Raw genomic sequence first — 14,292 nt, 5'->3', positions numbered from 1 at the left:
GTCGTTTTCGCGGCGGTCGGTGTCGGGCTCAGCCGCGCGCGTCCCAGCGCTGGCTACAGGTTGGGTGCGGGCCTGGACCGCCTCGCGGTGACTGGTTCAGTGTGACGGCCGAGAGCCCGGTCGATGGTGGTGGGGCTGACGCGGAGGACGTCGCCGATCTGCGCGACGGTCATCGCTTGCTGCTCGTCGAGCCGGCGCGCGGTGCGCACCTGGTCCACGGAGAGCCGCGACGGACGGCCACCGGTCCGGCCGCGGGCTCGGGCGGCGGCACGGCCGGCGTTCGTGCGTTCCTTGCTGAGGTCCCGTTCGAACTCCGCCAGTGCGGCGAAGACGTGGAACACGAGCCGCCCGCCGGGCGAGGTGGTGTCGATGGTCTCCTGCAGCGACCGGAGCCCGCTGCCGCGCTCGGCGAGGGCGTGCAGGTGGTCGATGAGGTGCCGGATGGAGCGACCTTGCCGATCGAGCCGCCAGACGACGAGGGTGTCGCCGGCGCGGAGCTGGTCGAGGAGCTTGTCGAGCTCGGGCCGGTGTCGGAGCGAGCCGGAGATGGTGTCGACGAACACGCGGCAGCAGCCGACGGCGTTGAGCACATCGATCTGCAGCGACGCGTCCTGGTCGGTGGTGGACACGCGCGCGTACCCGAGGAGGTGACCCGTGAGGAGAACGGAGCGAAACTCGACCGACCGGCGCGGTAGCGGCACGTGGATGCAGGAACTGGGTTTCGCTCCAAGACACGCCGGTCTGAGCCACGCTCCGACCTGCTCAAGCTCCGGTGCAGCGGAATCGGAGGTGTTTGTTACGTGGGTCGCGCTCGCGCGGCGAGCCGGAGTGCTTGCACGGAACGGAAGTGTTGTTCCGAGCGATGGCGGCCGTTGGCGGGAGACGGATGTGGTGCTGCGATGACCGGGAGGAGTCGGGGGTGCTCGTCCAGGGTGAGGTGTCGCATGACGCCGTCGAGGGCGACGGCCCCGTACGTGACGATCGCAGTGAGAGCGGGGAGCGCCGCGAGCAGTGTGGCAAGGGCATGCCGCCCCTCGTCGACGTCCGCGAGTCGCACGCGGTCGGGCAGTTCCCATGGGATGAGGTTCCAGCGGACGTACTCGCCGCGTGCGAGCCCGGACTCGATACGGGCTGCTCGGAACGCGGCCGCGGTCGGGCCCGGGTTGTCCTCGCTGCAGATGGCTGCGTGCGCTGCGGCGATGGTCTGGGGGCCGGGCGACTGCATCAGGACCAGGACGCGGCTGGATCTGCCGCCGGATCGTGGGTCGAAGCTCGGGACGAACCGTCGGCTGCCGTCGGGCGCGGTCCGCCACGTCTCCGCAAGACCGTTCAGCGATCGAACGTCAGCGAGTTCCTCGGGGGTACTCATGACGGCTGTGGCGGTGCCAGCAGGGTGCCACGGATGACGGATCCGTGAAAGGTGCGAAGGGCAACGGTGATCCATGCGGCGACGAGGCCGGCGTAGTAGATGACGGCGAGGACGGCAACGACGGTCAGGCCCGAGTGCAGGGCGAGCCCGTTGAGTCCGGTGACGCAGGTGCCGACGGGGAACGTGAACGACCACCAGGTCAGGCTGAACGGCAGGTGTTCGCGGGCGGTCCGGACGGTGACCGCGAGGGCGATGACGGTCCACAGCAGCGCGAAGCCGAGCATCGCGAACCCGTACACCAGCGCCACGACGAGGAGCGCGTGGGCGGTGGATGCGTCGACGACGGTGGGTGCGTTCGATGCGAGGAGGTTCACCGCCGTGATGGATTGTCCGACGGGTCCGAGGACGATCCACAGGGTCGGCACCATGCCGGCGGCCCCGACCTTGTGGTGCGCGAGCCGGTTCCAGATCAGCGTGATCACGACCAGCGACGTCACGAGACTGAGCCCGAAGAAGCCGTAGCAGGACCACAGCAGCGTCTCCCGCGCCTGTCCGGCGGGAGCGTACGGCAGCAGCAGGGCGCCGGTGGAGGCGGACACCATCGGCGGGACGATGGGCATCAGCCAGCCGCCGAACGCGGAGTCGGGCTTGTTCTCGTGGCGGATGAACGCCAGGTACGGCACCAGGACTGCCGTGAGCAGCCCTCCGATGGTGCCGATGGTCCACAGGACCCAGTCGATGGTGACGGCGGCCGGCAGGCCGACCCAGTCCTTGCCGAGCAGGAGTGTCCCGGCGCCGACGGTGAGGAACGCCATCGGTGGTGCGCCGTAGAAGTGGGAGATGACCGGGTTGAGGTGGTGCCTGGCTGCGGTGCTCCGGTAGCGGATCCAGTGCAGCACCGTCGCGATCGTGAGGGCGACGAGGAGCACCGCGGCGATCGCCCACACGACCGTCGCCGCGATGCGCAGACCGGGGAACTGCAGTGGGAGTGACGCAGCTGCGACAGCGACGATCCCAGTGCCCATGATCGATGCGAACCAGTTCGGTGTGAGATTCGACACGATCAGGCCTGGCCGCTCCAGGTCACGGAACAACGTCGTCTGCGGCCGTTGGGGCAGCTGGCTACCGTTCGCGGGTGCAGGGTCGGTGCGGAGCGTTGTCATGGGCCAAGCCTGCGCGAATCCTGCCTCTGGCGGTACCGGGAACCTCTTGGCGGGGCACAATCGTTGGTTGTGGCACTACGGCGACTCACGGACCGAACGTTCGACCTCGACACACTCGACGCGCTCGCATGCGTCGCCGAGACCGGCTCCTTCTCCGCTGCCGCTGGAGCGCTCGGCGTCACGCAACAGGCAGTGTCTGCTCGGATCCGGGTCGCCGAGCGCATGGTCGGCCACTTGTTGGTGCACCGCTCGACCACGGGGTCGGTGCTGACCGCGACCGGCCGGCTCGTCGTCGGGCTGGCCGGACCGGTCCTCGACGGGTCTCGCCACCTCGAGGCAGGAGTGGCTGCGCTGCGGGCTCCCACGGGTTCGCTCGTCGTCGCAGCGTCACAGACGATCGCGGAGCTGCTGCTGCCGGGCTGGCTGCTCGAATTCCGACGCCGTGAACCCGACGTGCGGGTGCGTTTGATCGCGGGCAACTCCGCCGCGGTGACGGACCTCGTGCAGTCGGGTGGCGCGAACCTCGGGTTCACGGAAACCCCGGTGACGGCAGCAGGTGTGTCCGCGCAGGTGATCGCGGACGATGAGCTCGCGGTCGTCGTTGCGCCGGGCCATCCCTGGGCTCGGTCGACCGGGATCAGTGCGGAGGTCCTGGCGGCGACGGCTCTGCTCCTGCGGGAAGAAGGTTCCGGGACTCGCGCGACCCTCGCCGCATGGCTCAGGGAGGCCGGTTTGAACATGTCGGTTCCGGCCGCGGTGCTGGAGACCACGAGCATCATCCGGGCGAATGCGCAGGCTGGGATTGCACCGGCGGTGATGAGCCTTCGCACGGTCGCCGCCGACATCAACGACGGGTCGCTGGTGCGGGTCCCGCTCTCTGGAGCGCCACTTGCCCGGCCGTTGCGGGCGATCTGGTCGGGAGAGCCCCAGCCAGCTGTTTCTGCTTTCCTGCGCGTCGCCCACGAGGTGACCGGTCGGGGTCAGCGCAGCCCGTAGGGCAGCTCCGGATTGTTCTCCGCGATCTCGGTGAGCCGGTTGTACTTCGCGACGCGTTCTCCGCGGGCGGGGGCGCCTGACTTGATCTGCCCGGTTCCGGTGCCGACGACGAGGTCCGCGATGAACGTGTCGGTGGTCTCTCCGGACCGGTGTGACACCATGCTCCGCATCCCGAGCGAGCGTGCTACGCCGATCGCGTCGAGGGTCTGGGAGACGGTGCCGATCTGGTTCGGCTTGATGAGCGCTGCGTTCGAGAGCCCGTCCTTCCCGCCGTCGCGGATGCGCTGTGGATCGGTGACGTAGAGATCGTCGCCGACGATCTGGAGCATGCCGCCGAGCGCGGACGACATCGCCTTCCAGCCGCCGTGGTCATCTTCGGAGAAGCCGTCTTCGATGCTCCGGATCGGATACCGGCTGGTGAGGTCGCGGTAGTAGTCGACCATGCCTGCGCGGTCGAGACGGCGATCCACGACCCGGTAGCTACCGTCGCCGAGCGCGAACTCGTTCGCCGCCGGGTCGAGTGCGATCGCGACGGTGTCGACGCCGGGCTCGTAGCCAGCGGCACTGATCGCGGCGACGAGGAGGTCGAGGGCCTCCTCGGGCGCGGCGATCGATGGGGCGAAGCCGCCTTCGTCCCCGAGACCGAGACTGCCGAACCGTTCCCGGACCAGTGCCGCCAGTGCGTGGTACACGTCCGACCCGATCCGAACCGCGTCGGTCATGGTGTCGGCGTTCACTGGGGCGATCATGAACTCCTGGAAGTCGAGCGCGTTCGCTGCGTGCGCTCCGCCGTTGAGCACGTTGAAGTGCGGGACGGGCAGGCGGGGCGTGCTGCCGGTGACGTCTGCGATCCAACGCCAGAGCGGCAGCTCCGCTGCGGCCGCGAGAGCGCGTGCCAGGGCGATCGAGGTCGCGACGACACTGTTCGCACCGAGCCGGCGGTAGTTCGGGGTGCCGTCGAGGGCAGCGAGGGCGGCGTCGACCTGCCCGATCGAGGTCCACGACTGACCGGTGATCATCGGTGCGACGTCCGTCGCGATGAGGTGCAGCGCCTGGCTCACGTCGCGGCCGCCGTAGCTGCTGCCGCCGTCGCGAAGCTCGACAGCCTCGTGCGCGCCGGTCGATGCGCCTGCGGGGGCGTCACCGGTGACGACGGTGCCGTCCTCGAGCTCGAGACGCACCTGGATCGTCGGGCAGCCGCGGGAGTCGAGGATCCGGGAGCCGTGCAGGCTTCTGATGGTGACGCGGCGGCTGGTGTGGGTCACGTACTCGCCCTGATGGTGGGTGGTGTGGTGGACGTTGCTGATGTAGTCGTTCATGGCGGTTGTCGCCTTTCGGGTTGGTCGTGCTGGTGTGGGCCGCGGGGAGGCGGAAGGACGACCTCCTGGCGATCACTGGGCGCCAGTTGCCTCCCCACGGCGGTTCAGGGCGCGCACTGGATGGTGCGCGGGTGCGCGGGTGCGCGGGTGCCGGTCAGGGGTGCGGGGTGAACCGTTCCTGTGCGGAGCGGATGATGGCTTCGGCGTCGACACGGTTCGCCCACCCGTTGGTGGTGACGTGCTTGCCGTGCTCGATCTCCTTGTAGTGGGCGAAGAAGTGCTCGATCTCCGCCAAGACCGGCTCGGCGACGTCGGAGATGTCCTGGACGTGGTCGAAGCGGACGTCTCCGGCGGGGACGGTGAGGATCTTGTCATCGCCGCCGTTCTCGTCGACCATGCGGAGCATCCCGACCGGGCGGACGTCGACGACGACGCCGGGGAACGTGGGCCGGGGCAGCAGCACGAGTGCGTCGAGGGGGTCGCCGTCATCGCCGAGCGTGTCGTCGATCGAGCCGTAGTCCTGCGGGAACACCATGCTGGTGAACACCGCCCGGTCCAGGCGGATCCGTCCGGTGGCGTGGTCGACCTCGTACTTGTTGCCGCTGCCGCGGGGGATCTCGATCGTGATGTCGAAGTGCATGAGCTGTTCTTCTCCCAGTCGGATGGTCAAGTGAGGGTGCCGAGGGTGACGCCCCCGGCGGCTGCGGCGACGGAGACGACGAGCATCCCGAGCCCGTTCACGGCAGCCGCGGTGGTGCGGCCGGTGCGTGCGAGGCGGACGGTCTCGAAGCTGGCGGTGCTGAACGTGGTGTAGCCACCCATGAGCCCGGTTCCGAGCAGCGCGACGGGGGTAGCGCCGAGGTGACCGGCGGCGCCGGTGATCAAGCCCAGCAGGAACGAGCCGGTGATGTTGATCGTCAGCGTCCCGACCGGGAGCCGGAACTGCCGACCCCGGTTGATCGCACCATCCACGAAGAACCGTGCGGCCGCGCCGACGCCGCCAGCGACAGCGACGCTGAGGAATGCCAGGGCGCTCATGATGTGGCTCCGTTCGGTCGGACCAAGCCCGCGATCGCGAGGCCGCTCCCGGTGGCGATCGCGCCGGCCAGGACCGTCAGGAGCCCGTACCCGGTGCCGGACAACCCGCGGCCGGCGAGGAACAACACCGCGGTGCTGGTCGCGAGGGTGCTGTAGGTGGTGAACCCGCCGAGGACACCGGTTCCCAGAAGCAGGCGCAGTGCCCGGCGGCGCCCTTCGTCAGGTCCGCGATGCGCGAGGTGTTCCAGCAGCACACCGAGTAGGAGCGCGCCGGCGATGTTGATCCAGAAGATCGCCCAGGACACCCCGTGCTGAGCGGGGAACGCGGTGCTGAGTCCGTCACGTGCGGCGGTACCGATGGCGCCGCCGAGTGCGACGACACCGAGGTACCGCCACCGCAGATGCACTGGCCTGGCGATACGTTCCGGGTCATCGGCGTCGATGTCCGGGTCGGGCGGGAGCTGCCCATCGGGTAGGTCCGTGTCCGTTCTGGAGGTCATGTTCCACCTTCCGCAGCGACCGCTGCCGCTGCTGCTCGTGCTGCCGGATGCAGGTACTCCCCACCCCGCGGACAGAACCCACCGTCGCCGTCGAACCGGTAGACCAGGGGTTCGCCCGTGGGGAGGTTCAGGTCCGCGAGCTCACCGTCGGTCAGGCCGTCCATGCAGGCACACAGTGCCCGCAATGAGTTGCCGTGCGCGACGACGAGCACTGTCTGCCCGTCGCGGAGTGCCGGGGTGATTCGGTCCGACAGGACGGGTCGGACCCGGAGGATGACGTCGGACAGTGTCTCGGTTCGACGAACTGCCGCCCACGGCAGTCCACGAAGCGCCGGCGTCCGCCGGAGCGCCAACCACGCGCGGATCGACATGCGTGGCGGCCGACCCGTGCGGGTCCGGCGAACAGCGAAGAACTGCTCCGCCCCCAACGCCGCTTGCGTACTCTGCTTGGACATGCCGGTGAGTGCGCCGTAGTTCCGCTCGTTCAACCGCCACGACGACTCGATCGGCGCATCACGTCCGACGACGTCGGTGACGAGCTCCGCCGTGTGGAGCGCCCGCTCGAGCGTCGACGTGAGCACGAGGTCCGGTCGGATGCCCGCATGCAGGAGCAGCAACCCAGCCCGATTCGCTTCGGCGGTACCCTGTTCGGTCAGCGCGACGTCTCGCAAGCCGGTGAAGGTGCCGGCATCGTTCGCAGTGCTCTGTCCGTGGCGGAGCAGAACAAGCTGGCCGGTCACGGGGTTTCCCACGGCAGCGGGGCATCGAACCCGACCGGATCAACGGGCACCACGAGCACTGAACGGTGCTGTCGATGGGTCAGTCGTGCCGCGACCGACCCCGTGAAGAACTCCGCGATTCGACCCGCTCCCGTCCTGGCCCCGACGACCAGCATCGCCGCGTCGCGGTCTTCGGCCACCTGCGACAATGCCCGGCTCGGATCCCCGACACCGGCAACGAACGTGACGTCGACGCCGTAGGTCGTTGCGGCAGCACGTACTGCCGCCTCGTCACTGTCAGACAAGCCCTGCGGTGTCGTGTCAGCGGTGTCAGGGTCGATCGGTTCCGCCATCACCGACCCGTCCGAGCGCGTACCGGCATCGATGAGCGACGCATCCACGCTGACGCACACCAGCGTCGTACCGAAGCGCCGCGCGATGGACGACGCAACCTCGATCACCGCCGGCGCGAGGCCGGGTAGGACACCGACGACGACCGGTCCGGTACCTATTGGTGCTGTCATGACACTCCCTACCTCAGGCGCGCAGAAACGCGACCAGCTGAGATAGGGACTGTTGTCGACAACTGTCGAGGTTGGGTCCGGCAAGCCCCACTACCGGGTCCGAAGACACCACCAGTATGCACCCGAACCCCTCGTCACGCGAGCCGTCTCGCGCACCCGTGACGTCCCGACACCGAAGGAAGCGATTCCGACGACACGGAGCGAAGCTGCCCACAGACGGATTCCGGGGGGGGGGGGGGCTGGCGCAGATCTCGGAGTGTCCGGTGGACGATCGGTCATCGAACACCGGAGTGGACCAGCAGAATCGAGTCATGACGACCCCTCCTGCTGATCTCTCTTGGATCGGTTTCACCAACCAGCAGCGCGACCTTCTCGAGACGCTGCACTTCATCGGCAACAACGGGTGGGATCGCAACGGCCAGAGCGACGAGATGATGCCGCGGCTGTTGGAACAAGCGGCCGCCGCAGACCTGTCGCTCGCGCGCATCAAGGAGGCCATGGCCGCGGTCGGGCACTCTCGGAATGAGCTGCACCAGCTCGATCGATGGGAGTCCAAGCGAACCACCGGCAAGTTCGGTCGCTGATCGTCCCGCAGACCGATCGGTGGCCGGGCAGCGGCTCGACGGCAGCGGGATCTAGAGTGCGAACTGTGCTCGTTCCGTACGATCCGTCCTGGCCACACCAATTCGAGGCTGCCGCTGAGGAGATCCAGAAGCTGGGGAACAGTGTTTGGCTCGTCGAGCACATCGGCTCGACCTCTGTTCCTGGTCTGGCCGCGAAGCCAATCATCGATCTTGCAGTCCGGGTCTGCGACGGCGCGGACTTCGAGGCCCACCGCCAGCGCTTGGAAGCTGGCGGATGGGAACTTGGAAGCAGCGTGCGTTCCCATCCCGTGATGGTCTTCGAGCGCGACGGGCGAAGACTTCGTATCGCGCACTTCTTCACGGCAGACGAATGGGAGCACAACAACCAGCGCATCTTGCGGGATTGGCTCCTCAACCACCCCGAGGACATGAGGCGTTACGAGGCGGCGAAAGTTGCTGCCGCAGAGGGAGCTCAGCAGCGCGGAGCTTCGTATAACGCAGCCAAGACGGCAGTCATCCAGTCCATCGTTGATCGTGCCCGAGCTGACCGAGGTCTTCCTTCCGTACCGGTCTACGACAAATAGTGGTGTGTCTGGCGGGCGGCAGAACGTGCCCGTAAGGCGGTGGTTCACCGCTCCATGACAGTTGCCGCCTTCGACAGCCTCTGTTGTGTACTGCCGCCTGACCGGGGGTGTTGCCGCATGCCTGTCCCGCAAAAATGCCCGGTGAAGGGGCGCCAAACGCACCACAGCGGCGACCTCGCTGGCAGCGACGGCGTCAGGGCTGGGAGCGGGGACCGGGCTCATCGCAAAGGCGTCGTAGTGGTTGCTGACGGGCTCCACGTTCTGCCCTCGCGCCGTGTGAGGGTCGAATCGGGGACTCTCGGACCCAACCTGTTGGCCCGGTGCAACGAGCGGGCCGAGCGGAAGGGGAGTGCATCCTTCCGAAGGACGGGCGAGACGCCGTCCTCACACGTGCCTGGTGCGCCGAGCATCGGGCTGATCGGCGCTCGTCACCGCGGTGCGCGCTCACCCACCGACCAGGCGCTCGACGGCGTCCAGCACGACGGCCGGGGTCTCGCCGGCAGCGATCTCGGTCCGGATCCGTCCGGCGGCGACGCGGAACGCCGGGTCGGTCAGGAGCCGCGACGCGGTGGTGCGGATGTCCTCCGCGGTCGCCGTCGCGGCGTCGAGGACGAGTCCGGCGCCCAGGGCCTCGACGCAGCCGCCGTTCGGCAACTGGTCCGCACCGAGCGGCAGGACCAGCAGGGGCACCCCGTGCGCGAGCGCCCCGGTCACCGATCCGGATCCGCCGTGGTTCACGACCAGGTCCACGAGCCCGAGCACCGAGTCCTGCGGCACGTACTGCTCGACCCGGATCGTCCCCGGACCCGCCGGCACCGGGAAGGTCGTCGGGTCGACCCAGGGTCCGGTCGTCACGAGGATCCGCGCAGGCAGGGTGGCGAGCGCGTCGATCAGCCGAGCGAACAGGTCGCCGGACTTCGTGTTGAACTCGGTGCCGAGCGTGACGTAGACGCGGGGTCCGTCGCCGGCGGCCAACCACGCCGCGGCGTCCGACGGGGGTGACGACCAGGTGTCCGGTCGCATCCGGATCACCGGGCCACGCAGCTCGCGCCCGGATCGCATCGACGCCGGGAACGGGACGACGGTGAGCGCGCCGCCGAGCATGTGCTGCTCCGGGTCGGGCCCGAGTCCCGCGCGTCGACGGAGCGCCTCGAGCGGCTCTCGCACCGCTTCGCGCCAGGTCCCGCCGGCCGAGGCGAAGGCCAGGACCACCACGCACGGCACCCCGGCTCGTTCGGCGGCGGTCATCGCGCCGAAGTCGAACTCCCCGCAGACCACGAGGTCAGCCGTCCACCGAGTGACCAGCCGTCCGACGTCGACGACGGCACCGGCGGCCGCGTCCCCCAGGAACACCTGGGGGACGCGGGTGAGCACCGTGCTCGGGTCGATCGGGGTCAGGGTGCCGGTGCCCGGCCTGCTCGCCGGCAGCTCCACGTCCCGCGGTTGCCGGTGCGAGAAGCCGGTCTGTTCGAGGACCGCCTCGCGTGCGCCGCTCAGGGCCGTCCGGTGTCCGGCAGCGCTGGCCGCGCGGGCGAGCGGCAGCATCGGTGCGAGGTGTCCGCGCCCCCGCGGGAACGAGAACACGATGCGCAGGGGTTCCGGAGCACCGTAGCCGGGCCGGCCGTTCGCAGCAGACACCACAGGGCTCCGATCGTCGTGCGGGCTGCCTGCCCGCTTCGTCAGACAACCGTATGGCGAACGGCGGCCGTGCTCCATGAACCCTTGGTCAGCCTCGCGGGGCGCTCACGCGCCGACCGTGCTCACTTGCCGGCGGCCTCGTTGTAGGACGCGATCTGCTTGCCGGCCTGCTGTTCGGCGTCCTGCATCGTCGACTCGACGTCGGCACCCTCGACGATGCGGTTGAAGGCTCCGATGACGGTGGCACGGACCGTCGGGAACGCGCCGGTGATGCAGCCGGCCGCTGCGACGCTCGTGGGGTCGTCGGTGAGCTGCTGGTACATGGTGGCGATGTTCGGGTCGGACAGGGAGCGCTTGCCGACGGTGGTCTTCGCGGAGTCGGTGTTCATCGCGACGTAGCCGGTCGCCTTCGCCCACTCGGCTTGCACGTCGGGGCTCTGGAGCCACTTGGCGAACGTGTACGACGCCTTCTGCTCGGCGGTGGAGTGGCCCTTGCCGGAGATCCACAGGGCGTTGCCGCCGATGACCTGGCCGGCGTCGTCGGAGTCCGACGTCGTGGGGAACCGGGCGACGACCGACTTGGAGCCGTCCGGGTCGACGGTCGTGTACGCGCCGGACGAGGTCAGCAGCATCCCGACCTTGTCGCTCGAGAACGCCGAGTTCTGCACGGTCGAGTCGGTGCCGGGGTTCAGGGCGGCGCCGTCCTGGTAGAGCTTCTGCAGCGTGCTCATGAACTGCACCTGGGTGTCCGAGGTGAGCGAGACGCCGGTGACGGGCTTGCCCTTCCGGCCGTTGTCCGGCGTGCAGAACGGCTGGCCGCCCGAGGCACTCAGTTCCTCGAGCATCCACGAGTCGCCCATGTTCATGCTCATGCCGTAGCCACCGGTCGCGGCGTGGATCTTCTCGGCCCAGGTGGCGACCTGGGCCAGCGTCTTCGGCGGCTTCGCAGCGTCGAGGCCGGCCTTCGCGACGAGTGCCTTGTTCAGGTAGAGCACGGGCATCGAGACCGAGAACGGCATCGCCGCGAGCGACTTGCCGTCGCTGTAGTAGGTCGAGACGGCCGGTGCCATCGTGTCGGTCCTCGACGTCGAGCCGCTCACCGTCGCGGGGGACACCGTCTGGCCGGAGTCGATCATGAAGCCCGTCGACACGTCGTTCATCATGAGCAGGTCGGGCGTGGAGCCGGACTGCACCGCCGCCGTGTACTTCGTCTGGACGGCCGCGTAGTCGCCCTGGAACGACGACTTGACGGTGATGTGGTCGTCGTTCTGCTTGTTGAAGCGTGCGACGAGGGCGTCGAGTTCGGTCGCCGCAGGACCGGACATGGCGTGCCAGAAGTCGACGGTGACGGGGCCGGAGCGCTCCGACGCCGAGCTCGACGTGGAGCATCCGGTCAGGGCGAGGACCGCGACGGCGCCGGTGGCGAGTGCGGTGAGGGCGGTGGAACGACGAGTGGGCATGGTGCGTCCTTCGGGTGCGGGGCGGGCGGGGATCGGGGAGGGGAACGTGTGCGTCGTCACTTGAGTGCGCCGGCGGTGAGGCCACCGGCGAGGAACCGCTGGGCGACGAGGACCAGGACGAGGACCGGGAGGGTCACCATGGCGGCGCCGGCCAGGACCACGCCGATGTCGGCGGCCTCGGCGTCGGACAGCTGGGCGATGCCGACCTGCACGGTGCGGTGCTCGGGCGAGTTGGTGACGAGGAGCGGCCAGAAGAACCCGTTCCACGCGGCCGTCGCGCTCACGAGCGTGACCGAGACGAGCGTCGGGCGGGTGAGCGGCAGCAGCATGGACCGGATGAACCGGAAGTGCCCGGCGCCGTCGAGGACCGCGGCTTCCCGCAGCTCGTCGGGGAAGCTCAGGAACGCCTGGCGGAACAGGAAGATCGTCAGCGCCGAGGCCACGAACGGCAGGAAGACGACCAGGAGCGTGTCGATGAGGTGCCAGGACGCCACGGTCAGGTAGTTCGCGATCAGGGTCGTCTCGCCGGGGATCATCAGGCTGGCGAGCAGGACGAGGAACAGGGCACGGGTGCCGCGGAGCCGGCAGAACACGAGCGCGTAGGCGGTCATGATGCCGATGACGACCTGCAGCACCGTCTGGGCGAGGGTGACGACGACGCTGTTCAGGAACTGCGCTCCGAGCGGGACGACCTGCGTGGCGCGGACGATGTTGTCGAGCGTCAGGTGGATCGGGACGAGACCGGCGAGGCCCTGGTCCAGGTACCGGGTCGGGGTGAGTGCGCCCTCGAACACGTAGTACAGGGGGAAGCAGACGACGACGACCGCGATGACGAGCCAGGCGTAGACGAAGGCGCTCCGGAGCCGGCGGACGGTGACGGGGCGCATCAGTAGTTCACCCGCTTCTCGAGCACGCCGAACTGCACGATCGACAGCCCCAGGACCAGCAGGAACAGCACGACCCCGAGCGCGGCGGCGAGGCCGAAGTTCGCACTGCCCGACCCGAACGCCTGCTGGTAGATGGCGTAGACGAGGGTCTTCGACGAGTCGGCTGGACCGCCACCGGTCAGGATCTGGATCTGTCCGAAGGTCGTCAGCGCCTCGACGGTGCCGGTCACGACCACGAAGAAGAGCGTCGGGGTGACGAGCGGCAACGAGATCGACCACAGGGTCCGGACGGGGCCGGCCCCGTCGAGGTGCGCGGCCTCGATGACGTCCTGGTCGATGGCGCCGAACGCTCCGAGCAGGAGCAGCACGGTGAACCCGAGCGACCCCCAGATCGTGACGACGATGACGCTCGCCAGGGCCCACTGCGTGCTCGTCAGGAACGGGACGGGTGCTCCGCCGAACTGCGTGATCACCGTGTTCAACAGCCCGTTGCCGGGAGCGAGCATCGCTGCGAACGCGACGGACCCGGCCGACACGGAGACGACCATCGGCGCGGTCAGGAGTGCTCGGAACACCGGCAGACCGCGGAGCTTCACGGTGAGCGGCACGACGACGAGCAGCCCGAACACGATCCGCCCGGCGACCACGCCGACACAGAAGACGGCCGTGGTCAGCATCGTCCGTCCGAACGCGGGGTCGGTGAACGTGCGGACGTAGTTCTGCAGCCCGACCGAGCCGGCCGGCTGGCCGAAGATGTCGGTGCCCTGGGTGCTGAGGACCAGGACGCGGCCGAGCGGGTAGAAGACGAAGACCGCGAACGCGAGCAGCGCCGGTGCGAGGAGCACCAGACCGAGCCGTCGGTCGGAGCGCAACGACGACCGGGCGGACCGGGCCGCCCGTGCTGGACGCCGCGACTGCGGCGGCCGGGGCGATCCCGCGGTACGCGGGGGACCGGCGAGCAGGCCGGACGTGACGGGGACCGTCATGGGGCGGACACCTCCGAGTAGGGAACGTTCCCTATCCGGGAACGACTCCACTCTGCGGCGGGTGCCGGAGACGGGTCAAGGCGCGTCGATCACCCGCCGTCACCCGTTCACGCGGCGTTCAACCCCTCCGTCGGCGGAGAGCCGCCGTTCACCGTTCGCACCCACCCGTTCACCTGCGGTTCGGGCCGACGACCGGCGTGGTTCGCCGTCCAGGGGCCTCGACGTCGTACAACCGGGGACCATGCGAACCGATCCTGCTCCCCAGACGCTCCGGGTGATCGCCGAGGATGCCGCGCGTGCCGTCGCGCCCGACCTCCTCGCCGTGTTCCGCGCCCCGATGACGATCAGCACGAAGCGCGATGCGCACGACGTGGTGACCCTGCACGACCGCGCGGCCGAAGAGGCGATCACCGCGGTGCTCACCGCGGCGGTGCCGGGTTCCGTCGTGCTCGGCGAAGAAGGCGGCACCACCGGCGGCCCCGGCAGCGCCGACACCACCGGCAGCGCCGACACCACGGGCAGCAC

17 protein-coding genes are annotated in these 14,292 nt (G+C 69.2%); 4 read left to right on the top strand and 13 right to left on the bottom strand.

Annotated features, from left to right (window positions below):
• Positions 1 to 53 precede the first annotated feature (53 nt).
• From QRN30_RS11680 to QRN30_RS11670, 3 genes are all read right to left on the bottom strand, one after another.
• Positions 54 to 701 (bottom strand): recombinase family protein, encoded by a 648-nt coding sequence (locus QRN30_RS11680; RefSeq protein WP_042538955.1) that lies wholly within the window; start codon positions 699 to 701, stop codon positions 54 to 56.
• A gap of 95 nt (positions 702 to 796) precedes the next feature.
• Positions 797 to 1,369, bottom strand: coding sequence for a uracil-DNA glycosylase family protein (locus QRN30_RS11675; RefSeq protein WP_042538953.1), 573 nt, complete (start codon positions 1,367 to 1,369; stop codon positions 797 to 799).
• Positions 1,366 to 2,394, bottom strand: coding sequence for a TDT family transporter (locus QRN30_RS11670; RefSeq protein ID WP_017885698.1), 1,029 nt, complete (start codon positions 2,392 to 2,394; stop codon positions 1,366 to 1,368). Before QRN30_RS11670 ends, QRN30_RS11675 begins: the two co-directional genes overlap by 4 nt.
• A 207-nt stretch (positions 2,395 to 2,601) precedes the next feature.
• Here QRN30_RS11670 and QRN30_RS11665 point away from each other — a divergent pair, with 207 nt between their 5' ends.
• On the top strand, positions 2,602 to 3,528 hold the full coding sequence (locus QRN30_RS11665) for a LysR family transcriptional regulator (protein WP_042538951.1): 927 nt from the start codon (positions 2,602 to 2,604) through the stop codon (positions 3,526 to 3,528).
• Here QRN30_RS11665 and eno read toward each other — a convergent pair.
• The 6 genes from eno to QRN30_RS11635 form a co-directional block, all read right to left on the bottom strand.
• A complete protein-coding gene (eno, locus tag QRN30_RS11660) occupies positions 3,513 to 4,847 on the bottom strand; it encodes a phosphopyruvate hydratase (RefSeq protein ID WP_082046908.1) in 1,335 nt (444 codons plus the stop codon). The two genes, QRN30_RS11665 and eno, sit on opposite strands and share 16 nt — an antisense overlap.
• Positions 4,848 to 5,001: 154 nt before the next feature.
• Positions 5,002 to 5,487, bottom strand: a complete 486-nt coding sequence (locus QRN30_RS11655) for an inorganic diphosphatase (RefSeq protein WP_042538949.1) — start codon at positions 5,485 to 5,487, stop codon at positions 5,002 to 5,004.
• A gap of 26 nt (positions 5,488 to 5,513) precedes the next feature.
• Positions 5,514 to 5,885, bottom strand: coding sequence for a fluoride efflux transporter FluC (locus tag QRN30_RS11650; RefSeq protein ID WP_017885694.1), 372 nt, complete (start codon positions 5,883 to 5,885; stop codon positions 5,514 to 5,516).
• The gene (locus QRN30_RS11645; protein ID WP_017885693.1) at positions 5,882 to 6,292 is read right to left on the bottom strand and encodes a CrcB family protein; all 411 of its coding nucleotides are present in this window, start codon (positions 6,290 to 6,292) and stop codon (positions 5,882 to 5,884) included. Before QRN30_RS11645 ends, QRN30_RS11650 begins: the two co-directional genes overlap by 4 nt.
• Positions 6,293 to 6,381: 89 nt before the next feature.
• Positions 6,382 to 7,137 carry a 2,3-bisphosphoglycerate-dependent phosphoglycerate mutase gene (locus QRN30_RS11640; RefSeq protein ID WP_350225052.1) on the bottom strand — a complete coding sequence of 252 codons (756 nt, stop codon included), beginning with the start codon at positions 7,135 to 7,137 and terminating at the stop codon, positions 6,382 to 6,384.
• Complete coding sequence (locus tag QRN30_RS11635; protein ID WP_284761120.1) at positions 7,122 to 7,628, bottom strand: universal stress protein; 507 nt, start codon at positions 7,626 to 7,628, stop codon at positions 7,122 to 7,124. The genes QRN30_RS11640 and QRN30_RS11635 overlap by 16 nt, the downstream gene beginning before the upstream one ends.
• A 311-nt stretch (positions 7,629 to 7,939) precedes the next feature.
• On the opposite strand from QRN30_RS11635, the gene QRN30_RS11630 reads away from it, so the two are divergent.
• Positions 7,940 to 8,212, top strand: coding sequence for a hypothetical protein (locus tag QRN30_RS11630; RefSeq protein WP_139179685.1), 273 nt, complete (start codon positions 7,940 to 7,942; stop codon positions 8,210 to 8,212).
• A gap of 65 nt (positions 8,213 to 8,277) precedes the next feature.
• A complete protein-coding gene (locus tag QRN30_RS11625) occupies positions 8,278 to 8,796 on the top strand; it encodes a GrpB family protein (protein WP_161598062.1) in 519 nt (172 codons plus the stop codon).
• Positions 8,797 to 9,240: 444 nt separating this feature from the next.
• On the opposite strand, the gene QRN30_RS11620 is transcribed toward QRN30_RS11625, so the two are convergent.
• The 4 genes from QRN30_RS11620 to QRN30_RS11605 all read right to left on the bottom strand — a co-directional run bounded on the left by QRN30_RS11620 (position 9,241) and on the right by QRN30_RS11605 (position 13,767).
• The gene (locus tag QRN30_RS11620) at positions 9,241 to 10,434 is read right to left on the bottom strand and encodes a glycosyltransferase (RefSeq protein ID WP_056069065.1); all 1,194 of its coding nucleotides are present in this window, start codon (positions 10,432 to 10,434) and stop codon (positions 9,241 to 9,243) included.
• A 122-nt stretch (positions 10,435 to 10,556) separates the two neighbouring features.
• Positions 10,557 to 11,894, bottom strand: coding sequence for an ABC transporter substrate-binding protein (locus tag QRN30_RS11615; protein ID WP_284761119.1), 1,338 nt, complete (start codon positions 11,892 to 11,894; stop codon positions 10,557 to 10,559).
• 56 nt (positions 11,895 to 11,950) lie between these two features.
• Positions 11,951 to 12,781, bottom strand: coding sequence for a carbohydrate ABC transporter permease (locus QRN30_RS11610; RefSeq protein ID WP_017885687.1), 831 nt, complete (start codon positions 12,779 to 12,781; stop codon positions 11,951 to 11,953).
• A complete protein-coding gene (locus QRN30_RS11605) occupies positions 12,781 to 13,767 on the bottom strand; it encodes a carbohydrate ABC transporter permease (protein ID WP_017885686.1) in 987 nt (328 codons plus the stop codon). Before QRN30_RS11605 ends, QRN30_RS11610 begins: the two co-directional genes overlap by 1 nt.
• Positions 13,768 to 14,008: 241 nt before the next feature.
• Here QRN30_RS11605 and QRN30_RS11600 point away from each other — a divergent pair.
• A partial coding sequence (locus tag QRN30_RS11600; RefSeq protein WP_284761118.1) for an inositol monophosphatase family protein occupies positions 14,009 to 14,292 on the top strand: 284 nt, incomplete at its 3' end.

It is taken from the genome of Curtobacterium sp. MEB011 (assembly GCF_030209655.1).
Lineage (GTDB): Bacteria > Actinomycetota > Actinomycetes > Actinomycetales > Microbacteriaceae > Curtobacterium > Curtobacterium poinsettiae.
This window is presented reverse-complemented; position numbering and strand designations above follow the sequence as displayed.

Excerpts from the sequence above, each read along its gene's own strand:
- QRN30_RS11675 (WP_042538953.1), bottom strand. The coding sequence starts at position 1,369 with ATGAGTACCCCCGAGGAACTCGCTGACGTTCGATCGCTGAACGGTCTT.
- QRN30_RS11670 (WP_017885698.1), bottom strand. The coding sequence starts at position 2,394 with ATGGGCACTGGGATCGTCGCTGTCGCAGCTGCGTCACTCCCACTGCAG.
- eno (WP_082046908.1), bottom strand. The coding sequence starts at position 4,847 with ATGAACGACTACATCAGCAACGTCCACCACACCACCCACCATCAGGGC.
- QRN30_RS11655 (WP_042538949.1), bottom strand. The coding sequence starts at position 5,487 with ATGCACTTCGACATCACGATCGAGATCCCCCGCGGCAGCGGCAACAAG.
- QRN30_RS11650 (WP_017885694.1), bottom strand. The coding sequence starts at position 5,885 with ATGAGCGCCCTGGCATTCCTCAGCGTCGCTGTCGCTGGCGGCGTCGGC.
- QRN30_RS11635 (WP_284761120.1), bottom strand. The coding sequence starts at position 7,628 with ATGACAGCACCAATAGGTACCGGACCGGTCGTCGTCGGTGTCCTACCC.
- QRN30_RS11630 (WP_139179685.1), top strand. The coding sequence starts at position 7,940 with ATGACGACCCCTCCTGCTGATCTCTCTTGGATCGGTTTCACCAACCAG.
- QRN30_RS11615 (WP_284761119.1), bottom strand. The coding sequence starts at position 11,894 with ATGCCCACTCGTCGTTCCACCGCCCTCACCGCACTCGCCACCGGCGCC.
- QRN30_RS11610 (WP_017885687.1), bottom strand. The coding sequence starts at position 12,781 with ATGCGCCCCGTCACCGTCCGCCGGCTCCGGAGCGCCTTCGTCTACGCC.
- QRN30_RS11605 (WP_017885686.1), bottom strand. The coding sequence starts at position 13,767 with ATGACGGTCCCCGTCACGTCCGGCCTGCTCGCCGGTCCCCCGCGTACC.